This is a genomic window from Streptomyces sp. NPDC006314 (assembly GCF_040613075.1).
In the GTDB taxonomy this organism is placed as follows: Bacteria; Actinomycetota; Actinomycetes; order Streptomycetales; family Streptomycetaceae; genus Streptomyces.
This window is the reverse complement of record NZ_JBEXRL010000012.1, coordinates 174,118-187,098: the sequence shown is the minus strand read 5'-3', so window position 1 is coordinate 187,098 and position 12,981 is coordinate 174,118. Positions and strand designations below refer to the sequence as shown.

Here is a 12,981-nt window from a genome sequence, read left to right as displayed (position 1 = left end):
GGCCCGTGTGGAGGAGCTGGTCATCCGTGACGCCGACGTCGTCGACGGCAGCGGTGCGGATTCCTACCGCGCCGATGTCGTGATCGACCGCGGCCGGATCGTCTCGATCGTCAAGGAGGCCGCCGCGGCGGGCTGCCAGCGTCCGCGCGCCATGCGCGAGGTGGACGCGGAGGGCCTGGTCCTCTCCCCGGGCTTCATCGACATGCACGCCCACTCCGACCTCGCCCTGCTGCGCGACCCCGACCACAGCGCGAAGGCCGCGCAGGGGGTCACGCTGGAGGTGCTCGGCCAGGACGGGTTGTCGTACGCCCCGGCCGACGACCGCACGCTGGAGGAGGTGCGGCGGGCGATCACCGGCTGGAACGGGTACGGCGACGACATCGACATCGACTGGCGCACGGTCGGCGAGTACCTGGACCGGCTCGACCGCGGGATCGCCGTGAACGCCGCCTACCTCGTCCCGCAGGGCACGGTCCGCGCGCTCGCCGTCGGCTGGGAGGACCGCGCGGCCACCCCCGCAGAGCTGGACCGGATGCGGCGGCTGGTGGCGGAGGGACTGGAGCAGGGCGCGGTCGGCCTGTCCTCCGGGCTCACCTACGCGCCCGGCATGTACGCCGCGGACGCCGAACTGACCGGACTGTGCCGGGTGGTGGCGGAGTACGGCGGCTACTACTGCCCGCACCACCGCTCCTACGGTGCCGGCGCCCTGGAGGCCTACGCCGAGATGGTCGCCCTGGCCCGGGAGGCGGGCTGCCCGCTGCACCTGGCCCACGCGACGATGAACTTCGGCGTGAACGAGGGCCGGGCGCCGGAGCTGCTCGCCCTGCTCGACCGGGCCCTGGAGGCGGGCGCGGACATCACGCTGGACACCTATCCCTACACCCCCGGCTCCACCACCCTGGCCGCGCTGCTGCCGAGCTGGGCGAGCGAGGGCGGCCCGGAGGAGATCCTGGCCCGGCTCACCGATCCGGCGACGGCCGAGCGCATCCGGCACGACCTGGAGGTGACCGGCTCCGACGGCTGCCACGGCGTGCCCGTGGAGTGGGAGACGATCGAGATCGCCGGGGTGACCGATGCGGCGCTCGGCGGCTTCGTGGGCCGAACGGTCCGCGAGTCGGCGGACCTGCGCGGCGAGCCCCCCTGGCGCACGGCCCACCGCCTGCTGGTCGAGGACCGGCTCGGTACGACGATCCTGCAGCACGTCGGCCACGAGGAGAACGTCCGCACGATCATGCGGCACCGGACGCACACCGGCGGCTCCGACGGCATCCTCCAGGGCGCCAAGCCGCACCCGCGCGCGTACGGCACCTTTCCGCGCTACCTGGGCCGCTACGTAAGGGAGTTGGGTGTGCTGACACTGGAGGAGTGCGTCGCCCACCTCACCGGCCGGCCCGCGGCCCGGCTGCGACTGCCGGACCGCGGGCTGGTGCGCGAGGGGTACCGGGCCGACCTGGTGCTCTTCGACCCGGAGACGGTCGCGCCCGGCGCCACCTTCGCGGAGCCCCGTCGCCTGCCGGCCGGCATCCCGCACGTCCTGGTCGACGGCCGGTTCGTCATCGAGGACGGGAAGCGGACGGACGTACTGGCGGGGCGGGCGGTCCGTCGTACCCCGGTGTGACCGCCCGGCCCCGGCGGCTACGGCTTGGGCAGGGTGCAGCCGGCGGCGCTCAGGTTGAGCTTGTTGCCGGTGGTGAAGCAGGCCGGGATGTTGTAGGTCTCCTGGGCGTAGTTGATGCCCTGGCGGACCGTCACGTTGCCGCTGGCGTCGACCTCGCACGGGTTGTTGTCGGTGCAGCGCTCGCCGTCCTCGTTGCCCGTGTTGTTGACGGCGACGACCTTGCCGGTGGCGGTGTCGATCACGGGCGAGCCCGAGGTGCCGCCGATGGTGTTGCAGGAGGAGGTGTAGCGGACCGAGTCCTTCCAGGTCCAGTTGCCCTCCTTCAGCCGGTACACGAAGCCGTCGATGTTGCAGCTGTAGATCCGCTTCCAGTAGCCGGAGACCACCTTGATGGCGGTGCCGGCGGTCGGGTGCGTGTCCTGCATGGTGAGCGGGCTGATGCCGTACGAGTTCCTGATCGCCGCGTACGTGGTGGTGGTGCGGTAGATCGTGACGTCCGTGTCCGTCATGGTCGAGTAGACGACCTGGTTGGCGCGGAGCGTGGCGACTCTGGCGCCGGAGGAGTTCAGCAGGCCGAAGCTGCGGCTGGAGGACCGGCCGGTGATGACCTCGCCCGGGCTGGGGAAGCCCGTCTCCAGGCAGTGGCCGTTGGTCATCACGAGCGCCGGGTCGGTGTCCGCGGAGTTGGGGAAGCGGATGACCGAGCCGGAGCAGTTGCTGAGCGAGACGGTCCCGGCGAAGTTCACGGTCACCGCGGCGGCCTTGGCGGTGTGCGGCGCGGCGACCGCGGGGGCCGCGCCCACCCCGGCTATGGCCAGGGAGGAGAGCGCGGCAAGGAGAGGCTTGTTCATGTGGGGGTCCCCTCTTATGACGTGGGCGACCGGAGATATCTCCGGTCGCCCTTACGTTTGTCATGCGCATTCTTAACGCAGAGAGGGGCGCGAACAAGAAGGCGGGTCAGGTCATAGGGGTTTCCCTGTACTGCCGGCCGAGTCGACCAGCTCCGTCACGGCTTCACTTCCCGTCCGCCGCCGGCCGGGTGACGACCGCGCAGAACAGGGCGGGACCCTTGGTGCGCAGCACGGAAGCCCTGACCTCGACGCCGCCAGGCGGTGATCCGCGGTGGGACGACCCAGGGACGCTCACCCGCGAAGCCGCCGAACAGACCCGCGCGCGGCCGGAGGTGGGCGCGCGATCCGCGACGGGTTCGTCCCGGGGCCCCGGTTCGGGCGGCACCCGGTTCGCGGCGGCCGGCTCGCCCAGCTTCCGGACGTGGTGGACCCGGTGAGCCGGCCCTCCGACTCGGCCGGCCCAGGCGGCCGTCGGCCACCGCCACCCGTACCCGTTCGGCGACGCGATCACGACCCCCGTCGGAGGCGAGCACATCGTGGCCGGGGGCGACGGAGGGGGTCGTCTGCCGCCCGGGAGGAGCGGCTCGGGACCGTTCCGCCATGCGGCGGCTCTCGCACGCCCCGCACCCGCGCGACACGCCTCGGACGGCAACTGGTCCGTCCCGCAACGCCGTTACGGCGAAGGCCGGGCGACATCGACGGCGGGGCGGTGGCGCGTGCGCGGTGGTCGACGGCGGTGGCGCGGTGGCGCGTACGCGAAACATCGACCGCGGGACCGTGGCGCGTGCGCAACGGTCGACGCGGCGTGGCGTCGACCGCAGGACCGTGACGGTTGTCTGACGGCATCGGGCCTCAGGGCCGTGGCGCGTGCGCCACGTGGACGCGGCCTGGCGTCGGCCTCAGGACCGTGGCGAGTACGCGGCGGTGGCGTCGGTCGCAGGGTGGTGTGCGCGCCGCCGGCCGGCGGTCAGCGGGGCTGCTTCGTGGTGCCGTGGCCGTGCCCCCGGCCGGGGATGCCGGCACCGGACGGCGTCGGGCTGGTCGACGTGGCCGTGGGGGTGGGGAGGGCGGACGCCGTGGTGGCCGGGGCCGAGCTGGTGGCTGCCGGGGTGGCGCTCGCCCCGCCGGTCGGGTCGCCCTGGGAGGCGCGGGCGGCCGGGGAGACCGCCGTACGGGACGGCGAGGCCGCGACGGACCGGACGACGGCGGCCGGGGCCCCGGTGGCCGGGACGGCGGTGTCGGCGCGGGTGCCGGAGGTGGCGGATTCCCGGGCGACGCCGCGCCCGCCGTCCGCGGGAGGGGAGCCGTCAGGGGAATCCGGGCCGCCCGACAGGCCGGTGATCACCGCGACGGTCCCGGCCACCCCGAGGGCCCCGGCGACGACCGCCACCCTGCGCCGGCCGCCCCTGCGCCGCTCCTCGCGCCGACGCTCGGCCCGCCCCTCGCCCGGCTGCCGCGGCGCGCGTGGCTCGGACTGCGCGGGCAGCTCGCACGTGGCGTCGTAGGCGTTCTGCCAGCCGTGGGCGGTGGCGGGGTCGGTGTAGGCGTCGTAGGCGGGGGCCTGGGCCGCCTGCGGAAGGTACACGTTCGGCGGGCCCTGGGGCTCGCCGACCGGCCCGTGCACGCCGTACGCCCCCGCCTCGTGGTCGCGTTCGGTGGACATGACAGCGGATTCTAGGGACGCAAGTGACTCCTGAGACAGCCCACGGCGATATCCGGGCAAACCTCCGTGTCTCACGTGTCGGAAAACACGACCCGGGAGGCGTTGGCGGGTCGTAAGCTCACGGACATGCAGGTGATCCAGTCGACCAAGCTCGCCAACGTCTGTTACGAGATCCGGGGCCCGGTTCTCGAGGAGGCCATGCGGCTTGAGGCGGCGGGCCACCGCATCCTCAAGCTGAACACCGGCAACCCGGCCGCCTTCGGCTTCGAGTGCCCCCCGGAGATCCTCGAGGACATCCTCCGCAACGTCTCCACCGCGCACGGCTACGGTGACGCCAAGGGCCTGCTGGCCGCCCGCCGCGCGGTCGTCATGCACAACCAGACCATCGGCATCGAGACGGACGTCGAGCACGTCTTCATCGGCAACGGCGTCTCCGAGCTGATCGTGATGGCCATGCAGGGCCTGCTGGACGACGGCGACGAGGTCCTCGTCCCCGCGCCGGACTACCCGCTGTGGACGGCGGCCGTCTCCCTCTCCGGCGGTACGGCGGTGCACTACCGCTGCGACGAGCAGTCCGACTGGATGCCCGACCTCGCCGACGTCGAGCGCAAGGTCACCGACCGCACCAAGGCCATCGTCATCATCAACCCGAACAACCCCACGGGCGCGGTCTACGACGAGGCCATGCTCAAGGGGCTGACGGACATCGCCCGCCGCCACAACCTGCTGGTCTGCTCCGACGAGATCTACGACAAGATCCTCTACGACGGCGCCACGCACACCCCGACCGCGAAGATCGCCCCGGACCTGCTCACCCTCACCTTCAACGGCATGTCGAAGGCGTACCGGGTGGCCGGGTACCGCGTCGGCTGGATGTCGGTCTCCGGCCCGCGCGCGCACGCCGACTCCTACCTCGAGGGCCTGACGATCCTGGCGAACATGCGGCTGTGCGCCAACATGCCGGGCCAGCACGGAGTGGTCGCCGCACTCAGCGGACGCCAGACGATCAACGACCTGGTACTGCCGGGCGGCCGGCTGAAGGAGCAGGTGGACACGGCCTACGAGCTGCTGACGCGGATTCCCGGCGTGAGCTGCGTACGACCCAAGGGCGCGCTGTATCTCTTCCCGCGCCTGGACCCGCAGGTGTTCAAGATCAAGGACGACCGGCAGATGGTCCTGGACCTGCTGCGCAAGGAGAAGATCATGGTCGTCCAGGGCACGGGCTTCAACTGGCCCGAGCCGGACCACTTCCGCGTGGTGACCCTGCCGTCGGTCGGGGACCTCAGGGACGCGGTGACCCGCATCGGAAACTTCCTGGACGGATACAGCCAGCCCTAGCGGACGAGACAGGCGGTCGTAGCGGACGGAGACCGCCGGACCGCAATCCGTGACCCGACTCAACTTTAGACGAAATCCAAGCTAGGATGGCTTCCTGTACGCGCACAGGAGGCCATCAGCCATGTACGAACCGATCCGCACCAAGTCGGTCCACCGCACGATGGCCGGCACCCCCTCCGACTACCCCCACCGCTCCCGCGAGGAGGAGCTGGACATCCAGCTCGCCGGGCACCTCGCCGCGCTGCTCGCGGTCACCGACGAGCTGCGCGCCCTGACGCCGTCCGCCGGACTGGACACGGCCGCGGATCGGCTGGCCGGCGAGGTGAGCCGGCTCCAGGCGGGACGTGCGCCGGCGCGTGCGGTTCCGGCCGCCGCCGGTGAGCCGGCGCCACTGCACCGGCGGGCCCACGCCCTCGCGGGCCGCGCCCTTGTCGTCGCCGCGTCCCGGGCGGACACCTCCGCGGCGATCCTCGCCGCGGAACGCATGGACGCCCACGCCGCCGCCCTGGCCGACCCGAAAGAGCTCAGCGCGGCCCCGTGACCCCGTTCCGGGGTCCCCCGATCGGCCCCGGTCCGCGTGCACCCACAGCGACGCGCGGACCGGGCGCCACACACCAGTGGGCCACCGGCAGCCGCCTGCCTCGACGCCGTCCGGCGACCAGACCCGGCAGCAGCGCAAGGAAGCGGCGGCCGTCCGGTCCCGCCGCATCCCCGGGCCTTGTCGTCGCCGGCCACACCGTCGGTGGGGGGTGAGCCGGCCGTTGCCGTACGAGCCGGTCACGGTGTCGTTTCCGGGGCCGTCGTTGTGGGTGTCGCTGCTGGTGCCGCCGTCGGCGTCGTCGCCGTGGTCGCCGTGCCGCGGAACGGCGCCGGCCCCGCCGCCCGCACATCGCGGGATCGATGAGGCTCCCGTGGGCGAGCGGAGAGGGCCTGCTCCGCGGTTCCGGCTCTGGCGGACCCCCGCGCGCAGGACGAAGGCCCCGCACGCCGTTGTGCGGGGCCTTCGATGACGTCACCACGGCCGGTCGTGACGATCGCTGGTCAGGGCATCCGGACCGGCCGTGGAGTCTTTGCCGCGGGCCTCAGCCCAGCCGCTCGACCAGGGCGCGGTACTGGTCCCACAGCTCCTTCGGGGTGTGGTCGCCGAAGGTGTTGAGGTGCTCGGGGACGAGGGCCGCCTCCTCGCGCCAGACCTCCTTGTCGACCGTGAGGAGGAAGTCCAGGTCGGACTCGGTCAGTTCGAGACCGTCGGTGTCCAGCGCACCCTTGGCCGGCAGCACGCCGATCGGGGTCTCGACGCCCTCGGCCTTGCCCTCCAGGCGCTCCACGATCCACTTCAGGACGCGGGAGTTCTCACCGAAGCCCGGCCAGACGAACTTGCCCTCGTCGTTCTTGCGGAACCAGTTGACGTAGTAGATCTTCGGCAGCTTGGACTGGTCCTTGTCCTTGGCCACGTCGACCCAGTGGGCCATGTAGTCGCCCATGTTGTAGCCGCAGAACGGCAGCATCGCGAACGGGTCGCGGCGCAGCTCGCCGACCTTGCCCTCGGCGGCGGCGGTCTTCTCGGAGGCCACGTTGGCGCCCAGGAAGACCCCGTGGTTCCAGTCGAAGGACTCGGTCACCAGCGGCACCGCGGTGGCGCGGCGGCCGCCGAAGAGGATCGCCGAGATCGGCACGCCCTTGGGGTCCTCCCACTCCGGCGCGATGATCGGGCACTGCGAGGCCGGCACGGTGAAGCGGGCGTTGGGGTGGGCGGCCGGGGTCTCGGACGCCGGCGTCCAGTCGTTGCCCTTCCAGTCGGTCAGGTGGGCCGGGGGCTCCTCGGTCATGCCCTCCCACCACACGTCACCGTCGTCGGTGAGCGCCACGTTCGTGAAGACGGCGTTGCCCCACAGGGTCTTCATGGCGTTGGCGTTGGTGTGCTCACCGGTGCCGGGCGCGACGCCGAAGAAGCCGGCCTCGGGGTTGATCGCGTACAGGCGGCCGTCCTCGCCGAAGCGCATCCAGGCGATGTCGTCGCCGATGGTCTCCACGGTCCAGCCGGAGATCGTGGGCTCCAGCATGGCGAGGTTGGTCTTGCCGCAGGCGCTCGGGAAAGCGGCGGCGACGTACTTCGACTCGCCCTGCGGCGGGGTGAGCTTGAGGATCAGCATGTGCTCGGCCAGCCAGCCCTCGTCCCGCGCCATGACGGAGGCGATGCGCAGGGCGTAGCACTTCTTGCCGAGCAGGGCGTTGCCGCCGTAACCGGAGCCGTAGGACCAGATCTCGCGGCTCTCCGGGAAGTGCGAGATGTACTTGGTCGAGTTGCAGGGCCACGGCACGTCCTCCTGGCCCGGCTCCAGCGGGGCGCCGAGGGTGTGGACGGCCTTGACGAAGAAGCCGTCGTCGCCCAGCTCGTCCAGGACGGCCTGGCCCATGCGCGTCATCGTGCGCATGGACACGGCGACGTAGGCGGAGTCGGTGATCTCCACGCCGAGCGCGGACAGCGGGGAGCCGAGCGGGCCCATGCAGAAGGGCACGACGTACATGGTGCGGCCACGCATGGAGCCGCGGAACAGGCCCTGCTCACCGGAGAAGATCTCCCGCATCTCGGCGGGGGCCTTCCAGTGGTTGGTGGGGCCCGCGTCCTCCTCCTTCTCGGAGCAGATGAAGGTCCGGTCCTCGACGCGCGCGACGTCGGTCGGGTCGGAGGCCGCGTAGTACGAGTGTGGGCGCTTGATCGGGTCGAGCCTCTTGAAGGTGCCCTTGGCTACCAGTTCCTCGCAGAGCCGCTCGTACTCGGCCTCGGAGCCGTCACACCAGACCACGCTGTCCGGCTGCGTCAGTTCGGCGATCTCGTTGACCCACGAGATCAGTTCCTGATGGTGGGTGGGGACGCCGGTGGGAGCCGCGATGTCGCGCGCCACGGTTGCTCCTAAGGGAGGGATTTTTGTCTTGTTCGCCCCGTGGGGGCCGCGGCCCGGATGCTTCGTAGCCGCTCATCCGGTGCCGACCGCACTCATTTGATCATCCGATTCTAGTGCCCATCTGTCCAGAGGGCATCACAGGTGAGCAGCGTGAGGAATCACACGGTTTCCGGGATTTTTTGCGTTCATGTTGGGTTCAGCTGAAGAAACTTTTGCCGGGCGGCTTTCGATGGCCGTGCGCTGACGGCTGACCTACGGCGGCGTAGGTACCATTCCGCCCATGACTGCGTCCGCCTCCGACGCGCCCACGGACACGCCGGCCGCCGGCCGCGGTCCTGTCGCGCTCTCTTTGCCGCATCCGGTCAAACCCAGGCTCCGGGGCTGGCTGCACCTCGGCATGTTCCCGGCCGTACTCATCGCGGGCCTCGTGCTCACCGCCCTCGCCGACTCCAGCAGAGGCCGTCTCGCCTGCGGTATCTACGCCCTGACCGCCTGCCTGCTCTTCGGCGTCAGCGCGCTGTACCACCGGGGCGACTGGAGCCCTCGCATGGACGGCGTCCTGCGCCGCCTCGATCACGCCAACATCTTCCTGATCATCGCGGGCACCTACACCCCGCTGTCCCTGCTGCTCCTGCCCGCCCCCAAGGGCCGGTGGCTGCTGTGGGGGATCTGGGGCGCCGCGGTGGCCGGCATCGCCTTCCGGGTGTTCTGGGTCGGCGCCCCGCGCTGGCTCTACACCCCGTGCTACATCGCGATGGGCTGGGCCGCGGTCTTCTTCCTGCCGGACTTCATGCGCACCGGTGGCATCGCCGTGCTGGTCCTGGTGATCGTCGGCGGTCTCCTCTACAGCGCGGGCGGCATCATCTACGGCATCAAGCGCCCGAACCCCTCACCGCGCTGGTTCGGCTTCCACGAGGTCTTCCACTCCCTCACGCTCGCCGCGTTCATCGTCCACTACGTCGGGATCTCGCTGGTGGCGTACCAGCACGCGTAACCCTCGCCCTCGTCGAGATGGCCACGGCTCTCCAGCCGTGGCCATTTTTCATGCCCGCCCACCCCTCGTTTATTGACAGTCACTACCTTCTGAGAGTTACTTTCATTTCATGGTTACTGTCACACACAGGGATGACGTGGGCCTCGACCCACGGCGCTGGTGGGCCCTCGGTGCCCTCGTCACGAGCATGCTGGTGCTCGGCTTCGACATGACGATCCTCAACGTCGCGCTGCCGACCATGGCCGAGCAGCTCCATGCCGGCACGGGCGAGCAGCAGTGGATGGCGGACGCGTACGTCGTCGTCTTCGCCGCACTGATGCTCCCGGCCGGGCTGCTCGGCGACCGGTTCGGGCGGCGCCTGATGCTGATCACCGGGCTGGGGATCTTCCTCGCCGGTTCACTGGTCGGCGCGCTGGCCGGGGGTGTGAACGCGGTCGTCGCCGCCCGGGCGGTGATGGGCGTCGGCGGTGCGCTCGTCACCCCGCTCTCCCTGTCCGTGCTGCCCTCGCTCTTCGGCCCGGCCGAGCGCACCAAGGCCGTCGGGGTCATCGCCGCCGCCTCGGCCCTCGGCATGCCGCTCGGCCCGATCCTCGGCGGCTGGCTGCTCAACCACTTCTGGTGGGGCTCGGTCTTCCTCGTCAACGTCCCGATGGCCGCGATCGGCATCGCCGCGTGCGTCTTCCTGCTGCCCGAGACGCGGGACCCGGCCTCGCCGAAGGTGGACGCCGTCTCCAGCGCGCTCACCGCGGCCGGGCTCGGCGCCCTCATCTACGCGATCATCGACGCGCCGGAGCGCGGCTGGGGCGATCCGCTGGTCCTGGGCATGATCGGCGGGGCCGTGGCGCTGATCGCCGCGCTCGCGGTGCGTGAGCGGCGGATGGCGCGGCCCATGCTCGACATGGCGCTGCTCGCCCACCGCGGGTTCCTGTTCAACGCACTCGCGGCGACCCTGGTGATGTTCGTGCTGTCCGGCCTGCTGTTCGTGCTGCCGCCGTATCTCCAGGCCGTCCTGGGTCACGACGCCCTCGGCACCGGCCTGCGTCTCATGCCGATGATGGGGGGACTGGTGGTCGCCGCGCGGGCGGCCCAGCCCCTCGTGGCCCGCTTCGGGGCCCGCGGCGTGGTCGGCGCCGGCCTGGTGGCCCTCGCCTTCGCCGCCCTGCTCGGCAGCCGTACGACGGTCGGCTCCGGCTACGGCTTCACCGCCGTGTGGCTCTCGGTCGTCGGCTTCGGCTTCGGCTTCGCGGTCGTACCGGCGATGGACGGCGCACTCGCCACACTGCCCGCCGACCGGGCCGGCAGCGGCTCCGGACTGCTGATGACACTGCGGCAGGTCGGCGGCGCGATCGGTATCGCCCTGCTCGGCAGTCTCCTCTCGAGCGCCTACCGCGACCGGCTCGACGTCACCGGACTGCCCGCGCGGGCCGCCGACTCCGCAGGGGACTCCGTGGTCGCGGCGCACGTCGTCGCCGACCAGGCGGGCTCGGCCCACCTCGCGGCCTCGGCGAACAGCGCGTACGTCCACGGCATGGGCCTGACCCTGCTCATCTCCGGCGGCGCGGCACTGGTCGCCGCCCTGCTGGCCGGCGCGTTCCTGCCGGGAGCAGCCGCGACCCGGCGCACCGAGAGCGCCGGCCCGGACCTGGTCACCCCGAAGGCCGATGCTCGACAATGATCCCCATGACGGCCGCACACTCCCCCCGCACCCCCGCCGACCGCCCCCAGCCGAGCCTGCGCGAGCGAAAGAAGATCAAGACCCGGGAGACGATCCGCCAGGCCACGTACGACCTGGTGGCGGAGCAGGGGTACGACGCGACGACGATCGAGCAGATCGCCGACCGCGCCGAGGTGTCGCCGTCGACCGTCTTCCGCTACTTCCCGACCAAGGAGGACATCGTCCTCACGGACGAGTACGACCCGATCCTGCTGGAGGAGCTGCGGGCCCGGCCCGCCGACGAGCCCTGGCCCGACTCCATCCGGTACGTGATGCGGGAGGCCATCCGCACGGGCGTCGAGGAGGACGCGGAGGTGGCGCGGCTGCGCACCCGGCTGATGGTCGAGGTGCCGGCGGTGCGGTCCCGGATGATGGAGAGCATGTCGGTCAGCGGCCGCATGCTCTGCACCGCCATCGGCGAGCGCACCGGCCGGGACCCGAACGGCCTGGAGGTACGGGTCTACGCGATGTCCCTCATCGGCGGCTTGATGGAGACCTCGCTGTACTGGGCCGAGAACGGCCACCGGGACGACTTCACCGCCCTGGTCGACCGCGCCCTGGAGGTCATGCAGAACGGCCTCTTCCACGAAAACCCCTGAGGCCACCCCGCCGGCCCGTGCGATCCTGACCGGGTGACCGCACCCGAGATCCACGTCGAAGTCGCCCCCGAACTGCATCTGTTCGTCCCGCCGGCCCGCCGCGCCCGCGCCACCGCCCTGGCCACGGACGGCGTCTCGACCCTCGGCCATGTCGTCGAGTCCCTCGGGGTTCCGCTGACCGAGGTCGGCACGCTGCTCGTGGACGGCCGCGAGGTACCTCCCTCCCATGTCCCGGAGGCGGGCGAGCGGGTCGCGGTCCGGCCGGTGGAACGCCCCCAGCGGGTTCCCGGCGCCCCGCTCCGCTTCCTCCTCGACGTCCACCTCGGCACCCTGGCCCGCCGGCTGCGCCTGCTCGGCGTCGACACGGCGTACGAGTCGACCGACATCGGCGACCCGGCTCTCGCCGCCCGCTCGGCGGCCGAGAAGCGGGTCATGCTCAGCCGCGACCGGGGCCTGCTGCGTCGCCGCGAGCTGTGGGCGGGCGCGTTCGTCTACAGCACCCGCCCCGATGACCAGCTCCACGACATCCTCGACCGCTTCGCCCCCGACCTGCACCCGTGGAGCCGCTGCACCGCCTGCAACGGCCTGCTGACGGAGGCCACCAAGGAGGAGGTCGCCGACCAGCTCAAGGGCGGCACGCAACGCTCGTACGACGTCTTCGCCCAGTGCACCGCGTGTGGCCGCGCCTACTGGAAGGGCGCGCACCACGAACAGCTCGAAGCCATCGTGGAGCGCGCCCTGAAGGGTCGCGGGCCAGCGCCCGCATGCGGCTCCGCCGGCACTGGTTGATCCGGCCGTGGGCGTCGTCGCAGCCGTCGTAGCCCTCGCGGCGCCGGCCTGCATGCCGTCATGCGTGCCGTGGGTGCCCGCCTTCGGTTCGTCGGCGAAGGACTGCACGCGGGCCGCGGCGATCTGGCCCTCCGGGCCGATGCGCACCCACTCGGAGACCGACGGCACACCCTGGGCGTCGACCACCGACAGCAGGTACCAGCCGGGTAGTGCCAGGTTGGGGTTGCCGGTGAGGTGAAACGGGTGCTCGCGAGCGAGGTGATCTGCGGCCGGTCGCCCGTGAACAGGTACGGCGGCTGGTAGTTCGCCGTGGGGCCGGGTCGGTGGCCAGGCCCGCCTGGAAGGTGTTGGTCGCCGGGTCGTGCAGCGAGGCCGTGGCGTGGCATCCGCCGGCGTCGGCTGGCAGTCGGGCAGCACGCTCGGCCCGGCATCCGCCGGCTCGGCGCGAGGCCTGTCCCCGCCGGACCGGCCCCTCAAGTCCGCCACCGGGTGTGACCCACCGGTCTGCC

At 71.8% G+C, this 12,981-nt stretch carries 10 protein-coding genes and 1 pseudogene; 7 read left to right on the top strand and 4 right to left on the bottom strand.

The window, feature by feature from the left end; genetic code table 11:
- Positions 1-7: 7 nt before the first annotated feature.
- On the top strand, positions 8-1,618 hold the full coding sequence (locus ABZ079_RS23085) for a D-aminoacylase (RefSeq protein WP_356941318.1): 1,611 nt from the start codon (positions 8-10) through the stop codon (positions 1,616-1,618).
- Between the two features lie 17 nt (positions 1,619-1,635).
- Here ABZ079_RS23085 and ABZ079_RS23080 read toward each other — a convergent pair whose 3' ends face one another.
- Together ABZ079_RS23080 and ABZ079_RS23075 are read right to left on the bottom strand one after the other, a co-directional pair.
- Positions 1,636-2,469: a serine protease gene (locus ABZ079_RS23080; RefSeq protein WP_356941317.1), complete on the bottom strand. Its 834-nt coding sequence runs from the start codon at positions 2,467-2,469 to the stop codon at positions 1,636-1,638.
- Between the two features lie 967 nt (positions 2,470-3,436).
- Positions 3,437-4,132, bottom strand: a complete 696-nt coding sequence (locus ABZ079_RS23075) for a hypothetical protein (protein WP_356941316.1) — start codon at positions 4,130-4,132, stop codon at positions 3,437-3,439.
- A 126-nt stretch (positions 4,133-4,258) separates the two neighbouring features.
- Between ABZ079_RS23075 and ABZ079_RS23070 the strand changes: the two genes are divergently transcribed.
- Positions 4,259-5,470 carry a pyridoxal phosphate-dependent aminotransferase gene (locus ABZ079_RS23070; RefSeq protein ID WP_356941315.1) on the top strand — a complete coding sequence of 404 codons (1,212 nt, stop codon included), beginning with the start codon at positions 4,259-4,261 and terminating at the stop codon, positions 5,468-5,470.
- 121 nt (positions 5,471-5,591) lie between these two features.
- Positions 5,592-6,011 carry a hypothetical protein gene (locus ABZ079_RS23065; RefSeq protein WP_356941314.1) on the top strand — a complete coding sequence of 140 codons (420 nt, stop codon included), beginning with the start codon at positions 5,592-5,594 and terminating at the stop codon, positions 6,009-6,011.
- Positions 6,012-6,552: 541 nt separating this feature from the next.
- Here the strand turns inward: ABZ079_RS23065 and ABZ079_RS23060 are convergent.
- Positions 6,553-8,376, bottom strand: coding sequence for a phosphoenolpyruvate carboxykinase (GTP) (locus ABZ079_RS23060; protein ID WP_356941313.1), 1,824 nt, complete (start codon positions 8,374-8,376; stop codon positions 6,553-6,555).
- 280 nt (positions 8,377-8,656) lie between these two features.
- Between ABZ079_RS23060 and ABZ079_RS23055 the strand changes: the two genes are divergently transcribed.
- From ABZ079_RS23055 to ABZ079_RS23040, 4 genes are all read left to right on the top strand, one after another.
- Positions 8,657-9,370, top strand: coding sequence for a hemolysin III family protein (locus tag ABZ079_RS23055; RefSeq protein ID WP_356941312.1), 714 nt, complete (start codon positions 8,657-8,659; stop codon positions 9,368-9,370).
- A gap of 109 nt (positions 9,371-9,479) precedes the next feature.
- Positions 9,480-11,045: an MFS transporter gene (locus ABZ079_RS23050; RefSeq protein WP_356941311.1), complete on the top strand. Its 1,566-nt coding sequence runs from the start codon at positions 9,480-9,482 to the stop codon at positions 11,043-11,045.
- A complete protein-coding gene (locus ABZ079_RS23045) occupies positions 11,042-11,683 on the top strand; it encodes a TetR family transcriptional regulator (RefSeq protein WP_356941310.1) in 642 nt (213 codons plus the stop codon). The genes ABZ079_RS23050 and ABZ079_RS23045 overlap by 4 nt, the downstream gene beginning before the upstream one ends.
- A 33-nt stretch (positions 11,684-11,716) precedes the next feature.
- Positions 11,717-12,472, top strand: a complete 756-nt coding sequence (locus tag ABZ079_RS23040) for a Mut7-C RNAse domain-containing protein (RefSeq protein ID WP_356941309.1) — start codon at positions 11,717-11,719, stop codon at positions 12,470-12,472.
- A gap of 132 nt (positions 12,473-12,604) precedes the next feature.
- Here the strand turns inward: ABZ079_RS23040 and ABZ079_RS23035 are convergent.
- Positions 12,605-12,709: pseudogene (locus tag ABZ079_RS23035) on the bottom strand (galactose oxidase-like domain-containing protein); the annotation flags it as partial.
- Positions 12,710-12,981 lie beyond the last annotated feature (272 nt).